This is a genomic window from Enterobacter sp. HMSC16D10 (assembly GCF_001807145.1).
Taxonomy (GTDB): Bacteria; Pseudomonadota; Gammaproteobacteria; order Enterobacterales; family Enterobacteriaceae; genus Enterobacter; species Enterobacter roggenkampii.
Map to the genome: position 1 here is coordinate 248,091 of NZ_KV787817.1, position 22,777 is coordinate 270,867.

The following is a 22,777-nucleotide window of genomic DNA, read 5'->3' on the forward strand; positions in this document are numbered from 1 at the left end:
TTCTATTTTAAAGGCCAGATAGCAACAATTTTTTCTGTGCTTTTCGCTATGCTAGGCACAAAATGACAAACGGATAACGACGATGAATAGCACCTGGGTTAAACATGCGATCAGCGAAATCAATGCCGACTATCAGCGCTCGGCGGATACGCACCTGATTCGCCTTTCCCTGCCGGGATTTGACGGCATTCAGCTCTATCTGAAAGATGAAAGCACCCATCCTACCGGCAGCCTGAAGCATCGCCTGGCGCGCTCGCTGTTTTTATACGGTTTATGTAACGGCTGGATTAAAGAAGGCACCACCATCATTGAATCCTCTTCCGGTTCAACGGCGGTGTCCGAAGCCTATTTCGCCCGCCTGCTGGGCCTGCCGTTTATTGCGGTGATGCCCTCCTGCACCGCAAAACGCAAAATCGAACAGATCGAATTTTACGGCGGTCGCTGCCACTTTGTGGAAAGCGCCTGCGAAATCTACGCCGCCTCTGAAATGCTGGCTCGTGAGCTGAACGGCCACTATATGGACCAGTTCACCTTCGCCGAGCGCGCGACGGACTGGCGCGGGAATAACAACATTGCCGACAGTATTTTCCGCCAGATGACCCACGAACCGCATCCGGTTCCGTCCTACATTGTGATGAGCGCCGGTACCGGCGGTACATCAGCCACGATCGGACGCTATATCCGCTGTCAGGGTTACGATACCCAGCTGATGGTGGTTGACCCGCAGAACTCCGTGTTCCTCGACTACTGGCAAAACCGCGATGCCGGTCTGCGCAGCCCGGTGGGGAGTAAAATTGAAGGGATTGGCCGTCCGCGCGTTGAGCCTTCTTTCATCCCCGACGTTGTGGACGAGATGATGCGCGTGCCGGATGCCGCCAGCGTGGCAACGGCGCACTGGCTGGAAACGCAGCTGGGCCGCAAAGTGGGCGCCTCGACGGGCACCAATATGTGGGGCGCGCTGCAGCTTGCCGCACGTATGCGCGAAGCGGGACGCACCGGTTCCATCGTCACGCTGCTGTGCGACAGCGGCGAGCGTTATCTCGAGACCTACTACAATGCGGAGTGGGTGCAGGCCAACATCGGTGATATCGCCCCCTGGAAGGCGCAGATTGCTCAACTGCTGAAATAAAAAAAGCCAGACCGAAGTCTGGCTTGCTGGAAGGGTCTCACTATTCGGGGGAATATGGGAGGTTGTTATTGTCCAGCCAATGCGTCAAAAAATGGGACACTGCTTCATTACGGCAGTGACCGATAACCGGCAGATGGGGAAGTTCTGCTTTCAGCTGCGCCATCGCATTCCCCATGATCAGACCGCGACCTACGCTACCCAGCATTTCGCGGTCGTTCATGGCGTCACCGAACGCCATACACTCCTGCAGCGTTAATCCCAGGTGGTCGCTCAGCACCGCCAGAGCGGAACCTTTGTTGCAGCCCACCGGCAGCACTTCCAGGCAATCCACCGCCGAGAAGGTCAGGTGCGCCCGGTCGCCCAGCGCCTCATTCAGTTGGATCCGTAAGCGACAGAGATCGTCGTGATCGCCGCAGAAGCAGATCTTGGTCACCGCATGGGCGGGGATCCGACGCAGATCGATAAGCTGGTATTTAAAACCGCTATACACATGCGCGTGCAATAATTCCGGGATGTCGCTTCCGGTAAACCAGCCCCGATCGTTAAAGACGTGGATGCTAGCCTGCGTATCCCAGGTACTGTGCAGCACGATATCCGCCACTTCCGGGTTGAGATCCTGTCGGTACAGCACATCGCCTTCTACAGAGTGAATTCGCGTCCCGTTACCGGTGATCAGAAAGGCATCGAGGGCAAACGCGCCCAGCAAATGGCGCATTTCCAGAACATGACGCCCGGTGGCAAACGTCAGGGTGACATTACGCTCGTGCAGGCGCTTCAGCGTGTTAAGGGTTTTCTCCCCTAAACGGTGATCCGGCATTAACAGCGTACCGTCCATATCAAATGCAGCGAGCCGAGCCATGATTACTCCCGAAATGTGATGCGGTTAACTTGTGCATCAGTATCGTGTGAGATATACGGAAGTAATAGTGAATAGATGAAAATTATTGTTCCGGGTTTCTTATGCGCCAGCTTAACCGTCTTAACCAGTATCAACGCCTGTGGCAACCTTCCGCTGGCGCGCCGCAGCAGGTAACCGTAAATGAACTTGCCAGCCGCTGCTTTTGTAGCGAGCGACATGTCCGTACTCTGCTGCGTCAGGCCCAGGAGGCGGGCTGGCTGACCTGGCGCGCGCAGTCCGGGCGTGGAAGGCGCGGTGCGCTGACGTTTCACGTCACTCCGGAATCACTGCGCAATACGATGATGGAAGAAGCGCTAAAAAGCGGGCAGCAGCATAACGCCCTCGAGCTGGCGCAGCTTGCTCCCGAAGATTTGCGTGCGCTGCTGCACCCGTTTTTGGGTGGGCAGTGGCAAAACGACACGCCGACGCTGCGCATCCCCTACTACCGCTCACTGGAGCCGCTTCAGCCGGGCTTTTTACCCGGTCGGGCAGAGCAGCATCTGGCAGGGCAAGTCTTCTCAGGTTTGACGCGATTTCACGGCAACAGCAGTGAGCCTACGGGCGATCTGGCGCATCACTGGGATGTGTCGGATGATGGCCTGCGCTGGCATTTCTACATTCGCTCCACGCTGCACTGGCATAACGGCGATAAAATTGAAACGGCGCATCTCCAGCGAAGCCTGACCGCGCTATTGACGCTTCCCGCCCTGCGCACCCTGTTCCAGAGCGTCCTCTGTATCGAAACAACGCATCCGCAGTGCCTGACGTTTACGCTGCATCATCCGGACTACTGGCTGCCGCACAGGCTGGCAACCTACTGTAGCCGTCTGGCGCATCCCGACCATTCGACGATTGGCAGCGGCCCCTTTCGGCTGGTCGCCTTTGAACCCGACCTGGTTCGTCTTGAAAGCCATGAGCAGTTCCACCTGAGCCATCCGCTGCTCAAAGCCATCGAATACTGGATCACACCCCAGCTTTTTGATCACAGGTTGGGTACCAGCTGCCGTCACCCGGTGCAAATCGCGATTGGTGAGGCCGACGAGCTGGAAAGTCTGCGGCTGGTAAGCAGCAGCACCAGCCTGGGGTTCTGTTACCTCACGCTAAAACAGAGCGCACGCCTGAGTGAGAACCAGGCAAAGCGGCTGATTAATATCATTCATCACTCCAGGCTTCTCCACACGCTTCCGCTAAACGAAGGGCTCATCACCCCCACCGGGGAACTGCTTCCCGGCTGGACAATCCCCGACTGGACTGATTTAACCGATGTTGCCCTGCCTGAAGCACTGACGCTGGTTTACCATCTTCCCGTTGAGCTTCACACCATGGCCAGCCAGTTGAAGACGTACCTGGCGCTACAGGGTTGTGAGCTGACCGTCATCTTTCATGACGCCAAGACGTGGGACGGATGCCAGCAGCTTGCCGAAGCAGACATCATGATGGGCGACAGGCTGATTGGCGAAGCGCCAGCGTATACGCTTGAGCAGTGGCTGCGCTGCGATACGCTTTGGCCACACGTGTTAAGCGCACCGGCGTACGCCCATTTGCAAGCCACGCTGGATGCGGTACAGACTCAGGCCGAGGCTCGGGATCGGCACGCGGGCCTGAAGGCCATTTTTAGCCGATTAATGGAAAATGCAGTGCTGACGCCGCTCTTTAATTATCAGTATCAGATCAGCGCGCCGCCGGGCGTGAATGGGATTCGCCTCAACACCCGCGGCTGGTTTGATTTTACCGAAGCCTGGCTGCCCGCCCCCAAATCGTGAAGAAGCTGGTCGCCACCACAGGCAGACGGTAACATAACGTTTTTACCGTAACAGTCGAGATGATTTATGAAACGTGCCGTCGTCGTGTTCAGCGGAGGACAAGACTCTACTACCTGCCTGGTCCAGGCTCTTCATCAGTACGATGAGGTTCACTGTGTCACTTTCGATTATGGTCAGCGTCATCGCGCTGAGATCGACGTTGCCCGTGAACTGGCCCTGAAACTGGGCGCACGCGCGCACAAGGTGCTGGACGTTACGCTGTTAAATGAACTGGCCGTGAGTAGCCTCACCCGGGACAGTATTCCCGTCCCGGACTACGAACCCGATGCCAGCGGCATTCCGAATACCTTCGTGCCGGGCCGCAATATTCTGTTCCTCACCCTGACGGCAATTTATGCCTACCAGGTAAAAGCCGAAGCGGTGATCACGGGCGTGTGTGAAACAGACTTCTCCGGCTACCCGGACTGTCGTGATGAGTTCGTGAAGGCGTTAAATCACGCCGTCAATCTGGGGATGGCGAAAGAGACGCGCTTTGAAACCCCGCTGATGTGGCTGGATAAAGCCGAAACCTGGGCGCTGGCCGACTACTGGGGCAAGCTGGACCTGGTTCGCAGCGAAACCCTCACCTGCTACAACGGCATTAAAGGCGACGGTTGCGGCCAGTGCGCCGCCTGTAATCTGCGCGCTAACGGGCTGAACCACTATCTTGCCGATAAAGCCGGCGTGATGGCCGCAATGCAGAAAAAAACCGGGCTTAAATAGGGCGACCTGACCGTGCTGTCGCATAACAGGTGTCGACAGCACGGGTAAGCCTGAACCTGTGTTACACGATCATCAGTTCCAGCTTTTCGCGCAATTCCCCTTCCAGCGGCAGCGCTTTCTGCGTTTTCAGATCGATACAGACAAAGGTGATCAACGCATCAGCCACCACCTGCCCTTCGGGATCGAGCGTAACCACCTGGCTTAACACGCCGCTTTTGCCATTGATCTGCTGCACCTGGCTGGTCACCGTGAGCACATCGCCCAACACGGCAGGGCGACGGTAGTTGATATTGATATTGACGACCACGAACGCGATGTTGTGCGCGGTCATCCACTGAAAGCTTTCGCTGTTTTCCAGCCCGTCCCAGCGCGCTTCCTCAAGAAACTCCAGGTAGCGGGCATTGTTCACATGCTGGTAAACGTCGAGGTGAAAACCGCGTACTTTTATTTTTGTCTGCATAGCGCAATAGCCTTTACTGTTATTGTAGGATGAGAGGTCATAACTGGTATGACCTCTTTATCCTGGCAAAATTTTGCCGCTGTGCAAGTAATTGTGAGATTACAACGTCAGGTGTGCGAGGTTGCGCTCAACCAGCGCGCTCCCCATGCCCGGAACCTGCTTGAGGTCGTCGACCGTTTTGAAAGGACCATACTCTTCACGATAGCTTACGATGGCCTGCGCTTTTTTCAGCCCGACGCCATTCATCACGCGGGCCAGCTCTTCCGCAGAGGCCGAATTGATGCTGACTCGCGTACCGTCATCATCCACGTTTTTACCAACGTCAGCCGCTTTGGTTTGCCCCTGCCCCGGCGCTGCGGCGTCGGTCTTACTCTGTACCGCCTGTGGTTTAGCGGCAGGTGTTGCCGCCAGTGCGCCCGCGCTCAGCCCGGTGGTGGCAATAGCCAGCGTAATAAACAGTGCTTTGATTCCACATTTCATGCTGTTATCTCCTTGTTTGTAGACAGCCACGTCACGATAGCCGCCCGATAAAAGAGGCACAAACAGCAGAGTGCAGAAATGGAAAAGGCCGCGAAAGCGGCCTTTAGTTATTGCAGAGCGTTGCGAAAATCTGCGAGCAGATACGTAATTATTGCTGCTGAGTAATGATATCGCCCAGCTTAATTTTGGCATCTTTACGCAGGTTGCTCATCATGGCTTCGAAGGCAATCTGGGCATTGTTCTGGGTAATCCCCTGGACCATCGCCTTCTTCTGCGCGTCTGGCAGAGTGCCGGCTTTCACTTCATCCAGCGCCAGCAGAACGACGTTACCCTGCATATCGGTAGTGGTGCCGAAGCTTGGCTTGTCTTTCGCCGGCAGAGTCAGGCCAAACGCGGCCTGGCTGATAGGGTCCTGACCGGTACGGCTCAGCGTTTTCGCTTCACCGAAGCTCAGGCCAGCCGCTTTCAGCGCGTCCTGTTTACCCGCTTTCAGATCGGCCAGAATCTTCTCAGCATCCAGTTTCGCCTGCTGTTCCGCTTTGTTGTGCTTAACCTGAGCGACGACCTGATCCTTCACTTCCGCCAGCGGTTTGACCGCTTCTGGCTTGTGCTCGCTGACGCGCAACACAAACGCACGATCGCCATCGACGGTAATGATGTCTGAGTTACTGCCCGGCGTGCCGTTCTCACCAACCAGACCACCGTTGAAGATGGCATCAGAAACCGGTTTGAAGTTCAGCTCTTCCGGCAGGTTGTCACGACCAAACCAGCCCGTCTCAACCGCTTTCACCCCAGCCGCCTGCTCGGCACCCGCCAGAGATTCGTTGTCGTTGCTGGCAGCATCACTCACTTTCTGCTGCAGCGCATAGTAGGCATCCAGCGCTTTTTCCTGCTTCACTTTTGCCGCGATATCGTCACGAACCTCAACCAGCGGCTTGGTTTTCGCCGCGGTGATGTCGTCCAGACGCACGACCAGGAAACCTACGGAGGATTTAATGACGCCAGACAGTTGGCCTTTCTCTTTCAGACCCGCATTTTTCAGCTCGTCCGGCGTGGTCGCGTCTTCCAGCCAGCCAATATCGCCGCCGTTTTTCGCAGAGATAATGTCGGTGGATTTCGCTTTCGCGACGGTCGCAAAATCAGCGCCTTTGTTCAGCTCATCCAGTACCGCTTTGGCATCCGCCTCGGTTTTGGTCTGAATCACGCTGTAGCGGTTACGCTGCGGCTGTGTGAACTGATCCTGATGCTGGTCGTAGTAAGACTGGATTTCCGCGTCAGACGCGCTTTCCTGCAGCGCAGCCGCATCCAGCTTGATGTAGCTCACGCGGAACTGTTCAGGAGAAACAAAGGTATTCTTGTTCTGCTCGTACCAGGCGTTAATGTCAGCGTCGCTCACCTGCTGTTTCGCCGCCAGGGCGTTAACATCAATGGTCGCTTCACGTACAACGCGCTGCTGCGCCACCAGCGCAGCCAGTTCATCCGTTTCGCCTTTGAGCATGAAATCGGTGCCAACAACGGCATTGATGAGCTGCTGGGTGGTCAGTTGGTTACGCAGCGCCTGCGCGTACTGATCGGCCGTCATCCCCATCTGGTTGACGATGCTGTTGTAACGCGCGTTGTCGAATTTACCGTTAGACTGGAAGGCTTGCGTGGAGAAGATGGCTTTTTTCACCTGCTCATCGCTAATGCCAAGGCCGAGTTTTTTGGCATACTGATCCAGCAGCGCTTCGTCGATAAGACGGTTCAGCGTCTGCTGACGCAGGGTCTTCATATACCCTTCGTTTGCTGCCAGTTCAGAGAATTGGTCGCCCAGCTGTTGCTGCATACGGTTACGTTCACCGGCAAAAGCATTCTCGAACTGGCCGCGGCTGATCTCCTGGCCATTCACTTTTGCGGCATAGTTCGCGCCACCGCCAATAAGGTAACTGCTCACGCCGGTCAATATGAACGACACGATAATGATACCGAAAATAATCTTGAGCACGAGACTGTTAGCAGCCGTGCGTAAGCTGTCCATCATGGTGTAACAACACTCCGCTGTAGGTGACTGGTTACCTGACGCTGACGGAAAATCCTGCCCGTCGCGCGTAAAGTCGTATTGTGACAAGAAAACGGGGCGATTGTCAGCCCACAACTCGCATAAACTCGCACAAATCAGGTCTGGACAAACAAAAAAGGCACATCAAAAGATGCGCCCTTGTACTATCCGGCTTCCCTGAAACGGGAAAGCAATCAGTTTACTGCGTCTTTCAGCGCTTTACCTGCACGGAAACCCGGCACTTTAGCGGCAGCAATGGTGATCTCTTTACCGGTCTGAGGGTTGCGGCCAGTACGGGCAGCACGCTCTTTAACAGCAAAAGTACCGAAGCCTACCAGTGCAACGTCGTCCCCAGCCTGCAGAGATTCAGTAACAGAAGCAATTAATGCATCTAACGCACGTCCAGCTGCAGCTTTAGAAATATCAGCACCAGCAGCAATTTTGTCAATCAGTTGAGATTTATTCACTGTTCTCTTCCTCTCTTTATAATTTATATCGCGCCTGAATCCTTCACAACGCGACCGCGCAGCAGTTATATCAGGCCTGCCATGACCTTACAACACCCGTTGTTGATGGCTGACCTAATCAGCAATCTAAATTAGCTATACAAAAAAAGGCTGGCAAGTGCGAAATGACTTACCAGCCTTGTTTTTATTGACGCTCTTTGCGCGAGGTCACTATTTTGCGGTTACAACCTGCATTCCGGACGGTTCATTCTGCAATGCGAGACTAAGTACTTCCTCAATTCGCTTAACAGGATGGATCTGCAGGTCGGCAATCACGTTGTCCGGAATCTCTTCCAGATCGCGTTTGTTTTCGTAAGGGATCAATACGGTTTTGATCCCACCACGATGCGCCGCCAGCAGTTTTTCTTTTAAGCCACCGATTGGCAGAACCTGACCACGCAGGGTGATTTCACCGGTCATTGCCACATCAGCACGCACCGGGTTACCTGTCAGGCAAGAAACCAGAGCGGTACACATGGCAATACCCGCGCTTGGACCATCTTTCGGCGTCGCCCCTTCAGGTACGTGTACGTGGATGTCGCGTTTTTCGTAGAAATCCGGGTTGATACCCAGTTTCTCCGCGCGCGCGCGCACCACGGTCAGCGCCGCCTGAATAGACTCCTGCATCACTTCACCCAGCGAGCCGGTATAGGTCAGCTTGCCTTTACCCGGTACACAGGCGGTTTCGATGGTCAGCAGATCGCCGCCCACTTCCGTCCATGCCAGACCGGTCACCTGGCCAACGCGGTTTTCGTTATCCGCGCGACCATAGTCGAAGCGCTGAACGCCGAGATAGGCATGCAGGTTATCACCATTAATCGTGATGTGTTTCAGGCTCTTATCCAGCAACAGCTGTTTCACCGCCTTACGGCACAGTTTAGAGATTTCACGCTCAAGGCTACGCACGCCCGCTTCACGGGTATAGTAGCGGATGATGCCAATAATCGCGCTGTCCTCGACGGTCAGCTCGTTGGCTTTCAGCGCGTTACGCTCAATCTGTTTCGGCAGCAGGTGCTGTTTCGCGATGTTCAGCTTCTCGTCTTCGGTATAGCCGGAGAGACGGATCACTTCCATACGGTCCAGCAGCGGCGCTGGAATATTCATGGAGTTCGACGTCGCCACGAACATCACGTCGCTCAGGTCGTAGTCCACTTCCAGGTAGTGATCGCTGAACGCCACGTTCTGTTCTGGATCAAGTACTTCCAGCAGCGCAGACGCAGGGTCACCACGCATGTCCGACGACATTTTGTCGATCTCATCGAGCAGGAACAGCGGGTTTTTAACGCCCACTTTCGCCATCTTCTGGATCAGTTTACCCGGCATAGAACCGATGTAGGTACGGCGGTGACCGCGGATTTCCGCTTCATCGCGTACGCCGCCCAGCGCCATACGGATATACTTACGTCCGGTCGCTTTTGCGATGGACTGGCCCAGAGAGGTTTTACCCACCCCCGGCGGTCCTACCAGGCACAGAATCGGGCCTTTAATTTTGTTTACACGGCTCTGTACCGCGAGGTACTCAAGAATGCGGTCTTTCACGCGTTCCAGGCCGTAGTGGTCGGTATCCAGGATCTCCTGCGCCTGACGCAGGTCTTTTTTGACCTTGCTGCGGGCGTTCCAAGGAACCTGTACCATCCACTCAATGTAGCCGCGTACGACGGTCGCTTCAGCCGACATCGGAGACATCATTTTCAGCTTCTGCAGTTCTGCTTCGGCTTTCTCTTTCGCCTCTTTCGGCATCTTCGCCGCGTCGATCTTACGCTTCAGCGCTTCGTTTTCGTCCGGCGCATCGTCCATCTCGCCCAGCTCTTTCTGAATGGCCTTCATTTGCTCATTCAGATAGTACTCACGCTGAGATTTCTCCATCTGCTTTTTCACGCGGTTGCGAATACGCTTCTCAACCTGCAGCAGATCGATTTCGGACTCCATCATCGCCATCAGGTATTCCAGACGTTCGTTAACGTCGGACATTTCCAGCACGGACTGTTTGTCAGCCAGCTTCAGCGGCATATGGGCAGCGATGGTGTCCGCCAGACGTGCAGGATCGTCGATGCTGTTCAGCGATGTCAGCACTTCTGGTGGGATTTTCTTGTTCAGCTTGATATAGCCTTCAAACTGGCTAATCGCGGTGCGAACCAGCACTTCCTGTTCGCGCTCATCAAGTTCAGGCGAATCAAGGTACTCTGCCTTCGCAGAGAAGTGTTCGCCGTCGTCTGACAGAGTGGTAATACGCGCACGCTGCAGGCCTTCTACCAGCACCTTCACGGTGCCGTCAGGCAGCTTCAGCATCTGCAAAATAGAGGCCACGGTCCCGACGGTGAAAAGATCGTTTACACCCGGCTCATCCGTCGATGCTTCTTTCTGCGCCACCAGCATGATTTTTTTATCATGATCCATAGCGGCTTCGAGGCAACGGATAGATTTTTCCCGCCCTACAAATAAGGGTATGACCATGTGCGGATAAACCACCACATCGCGCAACGGCAATACGGGGATTTCAATGCGTTCAGAACGCTCAGGATTCATAGAGCTCTCTCTTAGTTAGTGTCCGCCAGGTAAGCTGGTCATGTCACTGTGCTTCACATAACCATTAACATGTATCCAGTATATGGGGATGTTTCCCACACATTCAACGCTATGAATACGGAAAAAGTAAAGGGGAGATAAAATCCCCCCTTTTTGATTAATTGCTTGTATGATTTGGTGAATTATTCGCCAGATGCCTGCTGGGCTTCCGGTTTGCCGTAAATCAGCAGCGGTTTGGTTTGACCGCTGATGACCGACTCGTCAATCACCACTTTCTCAACGTCTTCCATCGACGGCAGATCGTACATGGTGTCGAGCAGTGCCGCTTCAACGATAGAACGCAGGCCACGCGCGCCGGTTTTGCGGCTCATTGCTTTTTTGGCAATCGCATCCAGCGCTTCGTCGCGGAATTCCAGATCAACCCCTTCCAGATTGAACAGCGCCTGATACTGCTTGGTCAGCGCATTTTTCGGCTCTTTCAGGATCTGGATCAGCGCCTCTTCACTCAGCTCATTCAGCGTAGCCACAACCGGCAGACGACCGATGAATTCAGGGATCAGGCCGAATTTGATCAGATCTTCTGGTTCAACCTGTGCCAGGAGCTCGCCTTCGTTCGGTTTTTCGGATGTGGATTTCACCGTTGCGCCAAAACCAATGCCGGAGCCGGTTTCGACACGGTGAGAGATAACTTTATCCAGGCCAGCAAAGGCACCGCCACAGATGAACAGGATCTTGGAGGTATCAACCTGCAGGAACTCCTGCTGCGGATGTTTACGACCACCCTGTGGCGGAACGGCAGCAACCGTACCTTCGATCAGCTTCAGCAGTGCCTGCTGTACGCCTTCACCCGATACGTCACGAGTGATGGACGGGTTGTCGGATTTACGGGAGATCTTGTCGATCTCATCGATGTAAACAATCCCGCGCTGGGCTTTCTGTACGTCGTAATCGCACTTCTGCAGCAGTTTTTGGATGATGTTTTCGACGTCCTCACCCACGTAACCGGCTTCGGTCAGGGTGGTGGCATCCGCCATGGTGAACGGAACATCAAGCAGACGCGCCAGGGTTTCAGCCAGCAGCGTTTTACCGGAACCGGTTGGGCCGATCAGCAGAATGTTACTTTTACCCAGTTCCACGCCATTGCTGGTATCGCCGTTACGCAGGCGTTTGTAGTGGTTATAGACCGCTACCGCCAGCACTTTCTTGGCCTGCTCCTGGCCGATGACGTAGTCGTCAAGGTGATGACGAATTTCATGCGGCGTTGGCAGCGCGCTGCGCTCACGGTGCGGTGCGACTTCTTTAATCTCTTCGCGAATGATGTCGTTACATAAATCGACGCATTCGTCGCAGATATACACGGACGGCCCGGCAATCAGTTTACGCACTTCATGCTGGCTTTTGCCGCAAAAAGAGCAGTACAGCAGTTTGCCCGAACCATCTTTGCGTTTATCTGTCATGAGTCCAAACCTCTTTTTAAGTTCTTTGTGCCGCACATGACGACGCAAATGCCATTCTAAGACGCAAGCTGCATCAAGCAGCGTGCCGCCCTACCTTAGTATAGCGGCACACTCGCGTCGCGGGCATCAATTACGATGGGTCAACACGGAGTCGACTAAGCCGTACTCAACTGCCTCTGAAGCAGAGAGGAAGCGATCGCGCTCGGTATCGCGCTCGATCTGCTCGAGAGGTTGACCCGTATGCTGCGCCATAAGTTCATTCATGCGCGCTTTTACTTTCAGGATTTCGCGGGCGTGGATTTCGATATCCGTCGCCTGCCCCTGGTAACCGCCCAGCGGCTGGTGAATCATCACGCGGGAATTCGGCAAGCAGAATCGCTTACCCTTCGCCCCTGCGGTTAACAGGAACGCGCCCATAGATGCGGCCTGACCCATACAGATCGTGCTGACATCCGGTTTGATGAATTGCATGGTGTCATAAATGGACATCCCTGCGGTAATCACGCCACCCGGGGAGTTAATGTACAGGTAAATGTCTTTTTCCGGGTTTTCCGCTTCCAGAAACAGCATCTGCGCCACGATCAGGTTAGCCATGTGGTCTTCCACCTGGCCGGTCAGAAAGATAACGCGTTCCTTGAGCAGACGGGAATAGATATCAAAAGAACGCTCACCACGTGAGGTCTGTTCAATAACCATTGGCACCAGAGCCATATGGGGTGCAAAGTTATCTCGTTCGCCACTGTATGACATTTCCGTCTCCTGGATCAAAATTGAAAACACCTGCTGTACTGATTGTAACCTTACGGACGGATTATCAGCCAGTCTCATTCATCATGATTACGTACTTATGGGGTTCACAGTGCCCTATTTCAAGCATAACAACCTTTTGTTGTTACGCTAACACCGAAAGGGCGTTTTAGCACTCTTCCTGGGCTCTGGCTGCGATAAAAAAAACCCGCTGCCGCAAGGCAACGGGTTTTCTGTTCAAACTTTAAACCGTTGGGGCGAAATTACGCCTGCTGGTTCATCAGTTCGTTGAAAGAGGTCGCTTTTTCGGTCACTTTCGCTTTCGCCAGTACCGCTTCAACCGCCTGCTCTTCCAGGGCAACGTTGCGCATGTTGTCCATCAGCTCTTTGTTCTTACCGTAGAACTCGATCACTTCTGATGGATCTTCGTATGCAGAAGCCATCTCTTCGATCAGGCCTTTCACACGCTCTTCGTCAGCTTTCAGCTCGTGGGTACGAATCACTTCGCCCAGCAGCAGGCCAACCACAACGCGGCGTTTTGCCTGCTCTTCGAACAGCTCGCGCGGCAGTTCCATCGCTTGCTGCTGGTTGCCACCGAAACGCTGTGCAGCCTGACGGCGCAGAACGTCGATTTCGCTGTCGATCAGTGCAGCAGGAACGTCGATTTCGTTGGCTTTCACCAGACCTTCGATCGCCTGAGACTTCACGCGGTTACGCACAGCACCGTTCAGCTCGCGCTCCATGTTTTTACGCACTTCGGTACGCAGGCCAGCAACAGAACCGTCTTCCACGCCGAAACGTTTGATGAACTCTTCAGTCAGTTCTGGCAGTTCGCGCTCTTCCACTTTCTTCAGGTTGATGACGAACTTCGCTGCTTTACCTTTCAGGTTTTCAGCGTGGTACTCTTCCGGGAAGGTCACGTCGATGGTGAACTCTTCGCCAGCCTTGTGGCCTTTGATACCGTCTTCGAAGCCTGGGATCATACGACCCTGGCCCATTGCCAGTACGAAGTCAGACGCTTTGCCGCCTTCGAACTCTTCGCCGTCTACAGAACCGGTGAAGTCGATGGTTACGCGGTCTTCCGCGTCAACAGCGCCTTCTTTCTCTTTCCAGTTCGCCTGCTGCTTACGCAGGGTGTCCAGCATGCCGTCAACGTCTTCGTCAGTCACGGAGACAATCGGTTTTTCAACTTCGATAGATTCCAGACCTTTCAGCTCAACTTCCGGATACACTTCAAACTCTACGGAGTAGGTGAAGTCTTCGCCCAGTTTGTATTCGCCTGGAACGTAGTTTGGCGCACCGGCCGGATTGATTTTTTCTTTGATGATCGCATCGATAAAGTTGCGGCTCATCAGTTCACCCAGCACATCCTGACGCACGGAAGCGCCATAACGCTGAGCAACAACATTCATTGGTACTTTGCCCTTACGGAAGCCGTCAATACGTACTTTTTTTGCTACGTTGACCAGCTCGCTTTTCACAGCAGTTTCGATGCTGTCAGCAGCGATAGTAATCGTTACACGGCGGCCAAGGCCTTGAGTGGTTTCAACTGAAACTTGCATCTTGTTACCTCAAAAAAATCACAGTGCTCGGTCAACTCTGAATCTGTCTGTTATACCGGGATGCTCTCTTAGTGCAGATTCACATTCCCTGTCGCCAGAATCATCCCGAAGACATTCAATAAGACGCGGCATTATAGCGGCATCACTTAGGTGAGTCGAGAACGGTTGGGGCATGTTGCTGCGGCTTTTTTCACACTTTAAGGCTATTTTTAGCCTTAAAATCGCACCATCCGCTCAAAACTCAGACAAAACAAAACGGCCCGAAGGCCGTTTTGAGGAAATCTGTAAGCAACATACTGGAAAAGCTCCAGCCGTTGCAAATCCGATTTATCAGGCGATAGTGCCTGCACCGCGACAGGGCGGCGATGCGAAAACCGTATCCTGCAAGCCTTCCCATTCCTTAATGGTGTAGGTATGCAGTGCCAGCGCATGCACGGTCGTGGAGAGCTCTTCCGTCAATGTGCTGTAGATCAAGCGATGTCGGTTCAGGAAACGTTCTCCCGTGAAGCGATCGCTAACCAGAACCACTTTAAAGTGGCTTTCAGAACCTGCCGGTACGTTATGACGATAGCTTTCGTCGACGACTTCGAGGAACACAGGGTTGAACGCTGCCCTTAATTTATCTTCTATATGCTCACGTATCATCATGAAATTACTCCTCCGACAACGCCAGGATGTCACCCATCCCTTTAAATATTAGCCGCTTTTACCGTTTCCATTACACATTGACAACAAATATTTAGCTTTCGTCCGATTTTCTCATTCAAACGAATGAAGTTAACTGTGAGGCTCATACCTTTTATCATCCGTGAAAGGAGAAAATGAGTGAGCTGGTCAGTTTTCAGACAAGACGATGAATTTACATGCGTTGACCACTTCCCCTGACCGTTGGCGATGTTATGATGGCGGCAATTTTTCTCTCTATTATGCTTACGATTCGTGAGAACTTAAAAATGTTAAAAAAACTCTTCTTTCCATTGGTAGCCCTTTTTATGCTGGCAGGCTGTGCTACCCCGCCTACCACCATTGATGTCTCACCAAAAATCACCCTGCCTCAGCAGGACCCAAGCCTGATGGGCGTCACCGTGAGCATTAACGGTGCCGATCAGCGTCAGGATCAGGCGCTGGCAAAAGTGACCCGCGATAACCAGCAGGTGACGCTCACCGCGTCCCGTGACCTGCGCTTCCTGCTGCAGGAAGTGCTGGAGAAACAAATGACCGCTCGCGGCTATATGATCGGCCCAAGCGGTGCGGTTGATCTGCAGATCATCGTCAACAACCTGTACGCTGACGTGTCACAGGGCAACGTGCGCTACAACATCGCCACCAAAGCGGATATCGCCATCATTGCCACCGCGAAGAATGGCAACAAGATGACCAAAAACTACCGCGCGAGCTACTCTGTTGAAGGTGCGTTCCAGGCATCCAACCAGAACATTGCTAACGCCGTTAACAGCGTGCTGACCGATACCATCGCCGATATGGCGCAGGACACCAGCATCCACGACTTTATCAAGCAGAACGCACGTTAATCCTGCTCACTGACCCGGTGTAACACCGGGTCAGTCTTATAAGAACATGTCCAGCCATTACTTACGCATTTTCCAGCAACCGAAATCAGCGATTCTGCTGATCCTCGGCTTTGCCTCGGGTTTACCCCTCGCGCTCACCTCCGGCACGCTTCAGGCGTGGATGACGGTCGAGAACATCGATCTCAAAACCATTGGTTTCTTCTCGCTTGTCGGTCAGGCCTATGTCTTCAAGTTCCTGTGGTCGCCGGTGATGGATCGCTATACGCCGCCGTTCCTCGGGCGTCGCCGCGGCTGGCTGGTGATGACGCAGGTCCTGCTGCTGCTGGCCATCGCGGCGATGGGGTTTCTTGAGCCCACCACGCAGCTGCGCTGGATGGCCGCGCTTGCGGTGGTCATTGCCTTCTGTTCCGCTTCTCAGGATATCGTGTTCGACGCCTGGAAGACGGACGTGTTACCTGCGGAAGAACGCGGTGCCGGTGCGGCCATCAGCGTGCTGGGCTATCGCCTCGGGATGCTGGTCTCCGGCGGGCTGGCGCTGTGGCTGGCCGACCGTTACCTCGGCTGGCAGGGCATGTACTGGCTGATGGCCGCCCTGCTTATCCCCTGCATTATCGCCACGCTCTTTGCCCCAGAACCGAGCGACGTTATTCCGGTTCCCCGCTCGCTGGAGCAGGCCGTGGCGGAACCGCTGCGCGACTTCTTTGGCCGCAACAACGCCTGGCTGATCCTGCTGCTGATCGTCCTTTATAAGCTTGGCGACGCCTTTGCCATGAGCCTGACCACCACCTTCCTGATCCGCGGTGTCGGTTTTGACGCTGGTGAAGTGGGGGTAGTGAATAAAACGCTGGGGCTGTTTGCGACCATTGTCGGGGCACTTTACGGTGGCGTGCTGATGCAGCGCCTGACGCTGTTCCGCGCACTGCTGATCTTCGGCATTCTTCAGGGCGCCTCTAACGCGGGCTACTGGCTGCTGTCGATTACCGACAAACATATGATCAGCATGGCCGCTGCGGTGTTCTTCGAAAATCTCTGCGGCGGTATGGGGACAGCAGCCTTTGTCGCCCTGCTGATGACCCTGTGCAACAAATCATTTTCCGCCACGCAGTTCGCGCTGCTCTCGGCGCTCTCTGCCGTTGGCCGCGTTTACGTAGGTCCGATTGCCGGCTGGTTTGTGGAAGCCCACGGTTGGCCAACGTTTTATCTTTTCTCCGTCGTGGCTGCCGTGCCGGGGATTTTATTGTTGCTGGTCTGTCGCCAGACGCTGGAATATACCCAGCGGACCGAACACTTTATGCCACGAACGGAATATCACCGCGCCTACCGTTTTGCGTTACGTCTGTTAATGATGGGCTGCGTTGCGCTGGCACTCTGGCTTATCGTGCTCATTATTAATGCCAGCACACCACTGGCGCTCCCGTTTGAGGCCCTTCTGCTGGACGCCGGAGCCCTGCTGGCCATCGTTGGGATCCTGACGGGCGGTCTGCTCGATTTCATGGCGTTGCGTAAAACGCAGCTGACCTGAAGAAAAATGCGAAAGGTTATTTCCCGTTGTAATCACCAACCGAAATTATAACGGTGAAATAGCCACCATCGACTAAAAAAAATATTTGTTGTTTTGTGCGGGATAGGATTTGGAAATTATTGGCTCTGGTTCCAAAACGCTATTTTTCATTAAACGATTCAGCATGCGATAGTTTGATTTTTCGTTTTTTAGATGTCTTTTTATTGATAATTAATTGTTAATTTTTTGTTTATTTTTAACAATGGTTATACCAATTGTCCCTTTTAGGGTATGCTTGGGGGTCCTTTCGTTATAAAGCCCATCTCATGCGGCTTCGGTCATAAAAACCGACATAATTTGCAACACTTGTGACACGTGCGGCAGAACCCGGTAACACCTTCCTGACACAGGCCTAATGATGTTTACAGTAATGTAACCTTCCCGTAAAATGCCCGCACACTTTAAACGCCACCAGACTCCCGTGGAATTGAGGTCGTTAAATGAGACTCAGGAAATACAATAAAAGTTTGGGATGGTTGTCATTATTCGCAGGCACTGTATTACTCAGTGGCTGTGATTCTGCACTACTAGACCCCAAAGGACAGATTGGACTGGAACAACGTTCACTGATATTGACGGCTTTTGGCCTGATGTTGATTGTGGTTATTCCAGCCATTTTGATGGCTGTTGGTTTCGCCTGGAAGTATCGTGCGAGCAATAAAGATGCGAAGTATAGCCCGAACTGGTCACACTCCAACAAAGTGGAAGCTGTGGTCTGGACGGTACCTATCCTGATCATCCTGTTCCTTGCCGTACTGACCTGGAAAACCACTCACGCACTTGAGCCAAGCAAGCCGCTGGTTCACGATGAAAAACCGATTACCATTGAAGTGGTCTCCATGGACTGGAAATGGTTCTTCATCTATCCAGAGCAGGGCATTGCTACCGTGAATGAAATCGCCTTCCCGGCGAACACTCCGGTTCAGTTCAAAGTGACCTCCAACTCCGTAATGAACTCCTTCTTCATCCCGCGTCTGGGTAGCCAGATTTACGCGATGGCCGGTATGCAGACGAACCTGCATCTGATCGCGAATGAAGCAGGCACCTACGATGGTATCTCCGCCAGCTATAGCGGCCCGGGCTTCTCAGGTATGAAGTTCAAAGCTATTGCAACGCCAGACCGTGCCGCTTTCGACCAGTGGATTGAAAAAGCGAAACAGTCTCCAAACACCATGTCTGACATGGCGGCGTTCGAAAAAGTGGCTGCACCTAGCGAATACAACAAGGTGGAGTACTTCTCTAACGTGAAGCCTGATTTGTTCAAAGACGTTATTGGCAAATTTATGGATCACGGCAAGAGCATGGACATGACCCAGCCAGAAGGCGAGCACAGCGCGCACGAAGGTATGGAAGGCATGGACATGAGCCACGCGGAAACCGCTCACTAAGGGGCCGAGGAAGAAAATGTTCGGAAAATTGACACTGGATGCAGTGCCCTACCATGAACCGATTATCATGGTTACGGTGGCTGCAATTATCATCGGTGGCGCGGCCTTAGTTGGCCTGATCACTTACTTCGGTAAGTGGAGCTACCTGTGGAATGAGTGGCTGACTTCGGTTGACCACAAAAAACTCGGTATCATGTACTGCATCGTCGGTATCGTCATGTTAATTCGTGGCTTTGCGGATGCGATCATGATGCGTAGCCAGCAGGCGCTCGCGTCTGCGGGTGAAGCCGGCTTCCTGCCACCGCACCACTACGATCAGATCTTTACCGCCCACGGCGTTATCATGATCTTCTTCGTGGCGATGCCGCTGGTTATCGGTCTGATGAACGTGGTCGTTCCGCTGCAAATCGGCGCGCGCGACGTTGCGTTCCCGTTCCTGAACAACCTGAGCTTCTGGTTCACCGTTGTCGGCGTTATTCTGGTTAACCTGTCACTGGGCGTGGGCGAATTCGCGCAGACCGGGTGGCTGGCTTACCCACCGCTGTCAGGAATTGAGTACAGCCCGGGCGTTGGCGTCGACTACTGGATTTGGGCGCTTCAGCTCTCCGGTGTCGGTACGACCCTGACCGGTATCAACTTCTTCGTGACCATTATCAAGATGCGTGCCCCTGGCATGACCATGTTCAAGATGCCGGTATTTACCTGGGCATCTCTGTGCGCCAACATCCTGATTATTGCGTCCTTCCCAATTCTGACTGTTACCATCGCGCTGCTGACCCTGGACCGCTACCTGGGCACCCATTTCTTCACGAACGATATGGGTGGCAACATGATGATGTACATCAACCTGATTTGGGCATGGGGTCACCCGGAAGTTTACATCCTGGTTCTGCCTGTATTCGGTGTGTTCTCCGAAATCGCGGCAACCTTCTCGCGTAAACGTCTGTTTGGTTACACCTCTCTGGTGTGGGCAACCGTGTGTATTACCGTTCTGTCGTTCATCGTTTGGCTGCACCACTTCTTCACCATGGGTGCGGGCGCGAACGTAAACGCCTTCTTCGGTATTACCACCATGATTATCGCCATCCCGACCGGGGTGAAGATCTTCAACTGGCTGTTCACCATGTATCAGGGCCGTATCGTGTTCCACTCAGCAATGCTGTGGACCATCGGCTTCATCGTGACCTTCTCCGTAGGTGGGATGACCGGCGTACTGCTGGCGGTACCGGGTGCTGACTTCGTTCTGCACAACAGTCTGTTCCTGATTGCGCACTTCCATAACGTTATCATCGGTGGCGTGGTCTTCGGCTGCTTCGCTGGCGTAACCTACTGGTGGCCAAAAGCGTTCGGCTTCACGCTGAACGAAAAATGGGGTAAACGCGCGTTCTGGTTCTGGATCATCGGCTTCTTCGTCGCCTTTATGCCGCTGTACGTGCTGGGCTTCATGGGTATGACCCGTCGTCTGAGCCAGCAGATTGATCCGCAGTTCCACCCAATGCTGATGGTTGCAGCGGGCGGTGCCGTGCTGATTGCCTGTGGTATCGCGTCTCAGCTGATTCAGTTCTACGTGTCTATTCGCGACCGCGACCAGAACCGTGACCTGACCGGTGACCCATGGGGTGGCCGTACGCTGGAGTGGGCGACCTCTTCTCCACCGCCTTTCTATAACTTTGCCATCGTGCCTCAGGTTCATGAACGTGACGCATTCTGGGAAATGAAAGAAAAAGGTGAAGCGTACAAGCAACCTGCTCATTACGAAGAGATCCATATGCCGAAAAACAGCGGTGCGGGCATCGTGATTGCCGCCTTCGCAACGGTATTTGGTTTCGCAATGATCTGGCACATCTGGTGGATGGCGATTGTTGGCTTTGCTGGCATCGTAATCAGCTGGATTGTGAAGAGCTTTGACGAGGACGTGGACTACTACGTACCAGTCCGTGAAGTTGAAAAGCTGGAAAATCAGCATTTCGACGAGATTTCTAAAGCGGGGCTGAAAAATGGCAACTGATACTCTGGCGCACTCAACTGCCCACGCGCATGAACATGCGCACCACGATACAGGACCGACCAAAGTCTTCGGTTTCTGGATCTACCTGATGAGCGACTGCATTCTGTTCTGCTGTCTGTTCGCGACCTATGCCGTTCTGGTGAACGGCACAGCGGGCGGCCCGACCGGCAAGGACATCTTTGAACTGCCGTTCGTTCTGGTTGAAACCGCACTGCTGTTATTCAGCTCCATCACCTACGGCATGGCGGCTATCGCCATGTACAAAAACAACAAGAGCCAGGTTGTCTCCTGGCTGGCGTTGACCTGGTTGTTTGGTGCTGGATTTATCGGGATGGAAATCTATGAATTCCATCACCTGATCATGGAAGGCTTCGGCCCGGATCGCAGTGGCTTCCTGTCCGCGTTCTTCGCGCTGGTTGGCACCCACGGTCTGCACGTGACCTCCGGTTTGATCTGGATGGCAGTACTGATGTTCCAGATCTCCCGTCGCGGCCTGACCAGTACTAACCGTACCCGTATCCTGTGCCTGAGCCTGTTCTGGCACTTCCTGGACGTGGTGTGGATCTGTGTGTTCTCTGTTGTCTATCTGATGGGGGCGATGTAATGAGTCATTCTAACGATCATGGCGCTTCCCACGGCAGCGTAAAAACCTACATGACAGGTTTCATCCTGTCGATCATCCTGACGGTGATCCCGTTCTGGATGGTGATGAGCGGTTCTGCGTCTAAGCCGGTTATCCTGGGAGCAATCCTGGTGACCGCGGTGATTCAGATTCTGGTGCATCTGGTTTGCTTCCTGCACATGAACACCAAGTCCGATGAAGGCTGGAACATGACCGCCTTTATCTTTACCGTGATTATCATCGCTATCCTGGTAGTCGGTTCCATCTGGATTATGTGGAACCTCAACTACAACATGATGGTTCACTAAGAGCGGCGAGTATGTTTAAGCAATACCTGCAAGTAACGAAACCAGGCATCATCTTTGGCAACCTGATCTCCGTGATCGGAGGGTTCCTGCTGGCCTCTAAGGGCAGCATTGATTACGCCCTCTTTATCTACACGCTGGTCGGTGTGTCACTGGTTGTTGCGTCCGGTTGTGTATTTAACAACTACATCGACATGGATATCGACAAGAAGATGGAAAGGACCAAAAATCGGGTGCTGGTGAAAGGCCTGATCGCCCCTTCCGTCTCGCTGGTGTACGCCACCTTGCTGGGTATTGCTGGCTTTATGCTGCTGTGGTTTGGTGCTAACCCGCTGGCCTGCTGGCTGGGGGTGATGGGGTTCGTGGTGTATGTGGGCATCTATAGCCTGTATATGAAACGTCACTCCGTCTACGGCACGCTGATTGGTTCTCTCTCCGGCGCTGCGCCGCCGGTGATTGGCTACTGCGCGGTCACGAACGAGTTCGACAGCGGTGCGCTGATCCTGCTGGCTATCTTTAGCCTGTGGCAGATGCCGCACTCCTATGCCATCGCAATTTTCCGCTTTAAGGATTATCAGGCAGCGAACATCCCGGTTCTGCCGGTCGTGAAGGGCATCTCCGTTGCCAAGAACCACATCACGCTGTACATCATCGCCTTTGCCGTGGCAACGCTGATGCTCTCTCTGGGTGGTTACGCTGGATACAAATATCTGGCGGTAGCGGCTGCGGTGAGCGTCTGGTGGCTCGGCATGGCGCTGCGCGGTTACAAAGTGGAAGATGACAAAGTCTGGGCGCGCAAGCTGTTTGTGTTCTCGATTGTGGCCATCACCTCGCTGTCCGTGATGATGTCCGTGGACTTCATGGTGCCAGATTCACATAACCTGCTGACTTACGTCTGGTAAGCCACAACAGGTAAATAAAGGGGTGCTTCGGCACCCTTTTTTATTCGCCGAATCTATTAATAACGCATGTAATATTTGTTAAATAACCCTTTATTTACCCCGCCCCTTCCCCGCACTACACTATGGCCTGC

20 protein-coding genes are annotated in these 22,777 nt (G+C 53.7%); 10 read left to right on the forward strand and 10 right to left on the reverse strand.

The genetic code is table 11. From position 1 onward, the window contains the following. The first annotated feature begins 82 nt into the window (after positions 1–82). Positions 83–1,129: a PLP-dependent cysteine synthase family protein gene (locus tag HMPREF3143_RS01375; protein WP_008503308.1), complete on the forward strand. Its 1,047-nt coding sequence runs from the start codon at positions 83–85 to the stop codon at positions 1,127–1,129. A 40-nt stretch (positions 1,130–1,169) separates the two neighbouring features. Here the strand turns inward: HMPREF3143_RS01375 and cof are convergent, their stop codons facing one another. Then, positions 1,170–1,988 (reverse strand): HMP-PP phosphatase, encoded by an 819-nt coding sequence (cof, locus tag HMPREF3143_RS01380; RefSeq protein WP_008503309.1) that lies wholly within the window; start codon positions 1,986–1,988, stop codon positions 1,170–1,172. 101 nt (positions 1,989–2,089) lie between these two features. Here cof and HMPREF3143_RS01385 point away from each other — a divergent pair, with 101 nt between their 5' ends. Continuing rightward, entirely contained in the window at positions 2,090–3,790 is a 1,701-nt protein-coding gene (locus tag HMPREF3143_RS01385; RefSeq protein WP_070531486.1) for an SgrR family transcriptional regulator, read from the forward strand. Positions 3,791–3,856: 66 nt separating this feature from the next. After that, a complete protein-coding gene (gene queC, locus HMPREF3143_RS01390; RefSeq protein WP_008503311.1) occupies positions 3,857–4,552 on the forward strand; it encodes a 7-cyano-7-deazaguanine synthase QueC in 696 nt (231 codons plus the stop codon). A gap of 61 nt (positions 4,553–4,613) precedes the next feature. Here queC and HMPREF3143_RS01395 read toward each other — a convergent pair whose 3' ends face one another. The 9 genes from HMPREF3143_RS01395 to bolA form a co-directional block, all read right to left on the reverse strand. Next, on the reverse strand, positions 4,614–5,012 hold the full coding sequence (locus HMPREF3143_RS01395; protein WP_021241651.1) for a YbgC/FadM family acyl-CoA thioesterase: 399 nt from the start codon (positions 5,010–5,012) through the stop codon (positions 4,614–4,616). A gap of 99 nt (positions 5,013–5,111) precedes the next feature. Next, positions 5,112–5,492 (reverse strand): helix-hairpin-helix domain-containing protein, encoded by a 381-nt coding sequence (locus tag HMPREF3143_RS01400; protein ID WP_025912626.1) that lies wholly within the window; start codon positions 5,490–5,492, stop codon positions 5,112–5,114. Positions 5,493–5,640: 148 nt separating this feature from the next. Next, positions 5,641–7,512 carry a peptidylprolyl isomerase gene (gene ppiD / locus HMPREF3143_RS01405; RefSeq protein ID WP_070531488.1) on the reverse strand — a complete coding sequence of 624 codons (1,872 nt, stop codon included), beginning with the start codon at positions 7,510–7,512 and terminating at the stop codon, positions 5,641–5,643. Positions 7,513–7,724: 212 nt separating this feature from the next. Next, positions 7,725–7,997 carry a nucleoid-associated protein HU-beta gene (gene hupB / locus HMPREF3143_RS01410; protein ID WP_002444653.1) on the reverse strand — a complete coding sequence of 91 codons (273 nt, stop codon included), beginning with the start codon at positions 7,995–7,997 and terminating at the stop codon, positions 7,725–7,727. Between the two features lie 210 nt (positions 7,998–8,207). Beyond that, entirely contained in the window at positions 8,208–10,562 is a 2,355-nt protein-coding gene (gene lon, locus HMPREF3143_RS01415; RefSeq protein WP_008503315.1) for an endopeptidase La, read from the reverse strand. 182 nt (positions 10,563–10,744) lie between these two features. Beyond that, a complete protein-coding gene (gene clpX, locus HMPREF3143_RS01420; protein WP_008503316.1) occupies positions 10,745–12,019 on the reverse strand; it encodes an ATP-dependent protease ATP-binding subunit ClpX in 1,275 nt (424 codons plus the stop codon). A 126-nt stretch (positions 12,020–12,145) separates the two neighbouring features. Further along, positions 12,146–12,769: an ATP-dependent Clp endopeptidase proteolytic subunit ClpP gene (gene clpP / locus HMPREF3143_RS01425; RefSeq protein ID WP_008503317.1), complete on the reverse strand. Its 624-nt coding sequence runs from the start codon at positions 12,767–12,769 to the stop codon at positions 12,146–12,148. A 260-nt stretch (positions 12,770–13,029) separates the two neighbouring features. Then, positions 13,030–14,328: a trigger factor gene (gene tig, locus HMPREF3143_RS01430; protein WP_008503318.1), complete on the reverse strand. Its 1,299-nt coding sequence runs from the start codon at positions 14,326–14,328 to the stop codon at positions 13,030–13,032. A gap of 330 nt (positions 14,329–14,658) precedes the next feature. Beyond that, positions 14,659–14,976 carry a transcriptional regulator BolA gene (gene bolA / locus HMPREF3143_RS01435; RefSeq protein ID WP_021241655.1) on the reverse strand — a complete coding sequence of 106 codons (318 nt, stop codon included), beginning with the start codon at positions 14,974–14,976 and terminating at the stop codon, positions 14,659–14,661. A 305-nt stretch (positions 14,977–15,281) separates the two neighbouring features. Here bolA and HMPREF3143_RS01440 point away from each other — a divergent pair, with 305 nt between their 5' ends. From HMPREF3143_RS01440 to cyoE, 7 genes are all read left to right on the forward strand, one after another. After that, a complete protein-coding gene (locus tag HMPREF3143_RS01440; protein ID WP_023310568.1) occupies positions 15,282–15,860 on the forward strand; it encodes a lipoprotein in 579 nt (192 codons plus the stop codon). 46 nt (positions 15,861–15,906) lie between these two features. Next, positions 15,907–17,382 carry a muropeptide MFS transporter AmpG gene (gene ampG, locus HMPREF3143_RS01445; protein WP_023343488.1) on the forward strand — a complete coding sequence of 492 codons (1,476 nt, stop codon included), beginning with the start codon at positions 15,907–15,909 and terminating at the stop codon, positions 17,380–17,382. Positions 17,383–17,861: 479 nt separating this feature from the next. Continuing rightward, the gene (gene cyoA, locus HMPREF3143_RS01450) at positions 17,862–18,809 is read left to right on the forward strand and encodes a cytochrome o ubiquinol oxidase subunit II (RefSeq protein WP_070531491.1); all 948 of its coding nucleotides are present in this window, start codon (positions 17,862–17,864) and stop codon (positions 18,807–18,809) included. Positions 18,810–18,825: 16 nt separating this feature from the next. Further along, a complete protein-coding gene (gene cyoB, locus HMPREF3143_RS01455) occupies positions 18,826–20,817 on the forward strand; it encodes a cytochrome o ubiquinol oxidase subunit I (RefSeq protein WP_008503323.1) in 1,992 nt (663 codons plus the stop codon). Beyond that, on the forward strand, positions 20,807–21,421 hold the full coding sequence (locus HMPREF3143_RS01460) for a cytochrome o ubiquinol oxidase subunit III (RefSeq protein WP_008503324.1): 615 nt from the start codon (positions 20,807–20,809) through the stop codon (positions 21,419–21,421). The genes cyoB and HMPREF3143_RS01460 overlap by 11 nt, the downstream gene beginning before the upstream one ends. Further along, the gene (locus HMPREF3143_RS01465; RefSeq protein WP_006176899.1) at positions 21,421–21,747 is read left to right on the forward strand and encodes a cytochrome o ubiquinol oxidase subunit IV; all 327 of its coding nucleotides are present in this window, start codon (positions 21,421–21,423) and stop codon (positions 21,745–21,747) included. The genes HMPREF3143_RS01460 and HMPREF3143_RS01465 overlap by 1 nt, the downstream gene beginning before the upstream one ends. Positions 21,748–21,758: 11 nt before the next feature. Continuing rightward, positions 21,759–22,646, forward strand: coding sequence for a heme o synthase (gene cyoE / locus HMPREF3143_RS01470; protein WP_008503325.1), 888 nt, complete (start codon positions 21,759–21,761; stop codon positions 22,644–22,646). The last annotated feature ends 131 nt before the right edge of the window (positions 22,647–22,777 follow it).

Bases quoted from the DNA above. Each gene is read 5' to 3' on its own strand.
- bolA (WP_021241655.1), bottom strand. From the start codon at position 14,976: ATGATGATACGTGAGCATATAGAAGATAAATTAAGGGCAGCGTTCAAC.
- ppiD (WP_070531488.1), bottom strand. From the start codon at position 7,512: ATGATGGACAGCTTACGCACGGCTGCTAACAGTCTCGTGCTCAAGATT.
- HMPREF3143_RS01465 (WP_006176899.1), top strand. From the start codon at position 21,421: ATGAGTCATTCTAACGATCATGGCGCTTCCCACGGCAGCGTAAAAACC.
- clpP (WP_008503317.1), bottom strand. From the start codon at position 12,769: ATGTCATACAGTGGCGAACGAGATAACTTTGCACCCCATATGGCTCTG.
- HMPREF3143_RS01460 (WP_008503324.1), top strand. From the start codon at position 20,807: ATGGCAACTGATACTCTGGCGCACTCAACTGCCCACGCGCATGAACAT.
- HMPREF3143_RS01385 (WP_070531486.1), top strand. From the start codon at position 2,090: ATGCGCCAGCTTAACCGTCTTAACCAGTATCAACGCCTGTGGCAACCT.
- tig (WP_008503318.1), bottom strand. From the start codon at position 14,328: ATGCAAGTTTCAGTTGAAACCACTCAAGGCCTTGGCCGCCGTGTAACG.
- HMPREF3143_RS01395 (WP_021241651.1), bottom strand. From the start codon at position 5,012: ATGCAGACAAAAATAAAAGTACGCGGTTTTCACCTCGACGTTTACCAG.
- cyoA (WP_070531491.1), top strand. From the start codon at position 17,862: ATGAGACTCAGGAAATACAATAAAAGTTTGGGATGGTTGTCATTATTC.
- cyoB (WP_008503323.1), top strand. From the start codon at position 18,826: ATGTTCGGAAAATTGACACTGGATGCAGTGCCCTACCATGAACCGATT.
- ampG (WP_023343488.1), top strand. From the start codon at position 15,907: ATGTCCAGCCATTACTTACGCATTTTCCAGCAACCGAAATCAGCGATT.
- HMPREF3143_RS01375 (WP_008503308.1), top strand. From the start codon at position 83: ATGAATAGCACCTGGGTTAAACATGCGATCAGCGAAATCAATGCCGAC.
- cof (WP_008503309.1), bottom strand. From the start codon at position 1,988: ATGGCTCGGCTCGCTGCATTTGATATGGACGGTACGCTGTTAATGCCG.
- HMPREF3143_RS01440 (WP_023310568.1), top strand. From the start codon at position 15,282: ATGTTAAAAAAACTCTTCTTTCCATTGGTAGCCCTTTTTATGCTGGCA.
- HMPREF3143_RS01400 (WP_025912626.1), bottom strand. From the start codon at position 5,492: ATGAAATGTGGAATCAAAGCACTGTTTATTACGCTGGCTATTGCCACC.
- queC (WP_008503311.1), top strand. From the start codon at position 3,857: ATGAAACGTGCCGTCGTCGTGTTCAGCGGAGGACAAGACTCTACTACC.
- lon (WP_008503315.1), bottom strand. From the start codon at position 10,562: ATGAATCCTGAGCGTTCTGAACGCATTGAAATCCCCGTATTGCCGTTG.
- clpX (WP_008503316.1), bottom strand. From the start codon at position 12,019: ATGACAGATAAACGCAAAGATGGTTCGGGCAAACTGCTGTACTGCTCT.
- cyoE (WP_008503325.1), top strand. From the start codon at position 21,759: ATGTTTAAGCAATACCTGCAAGTAACGAAACCAGGCATCATCTTTGGC.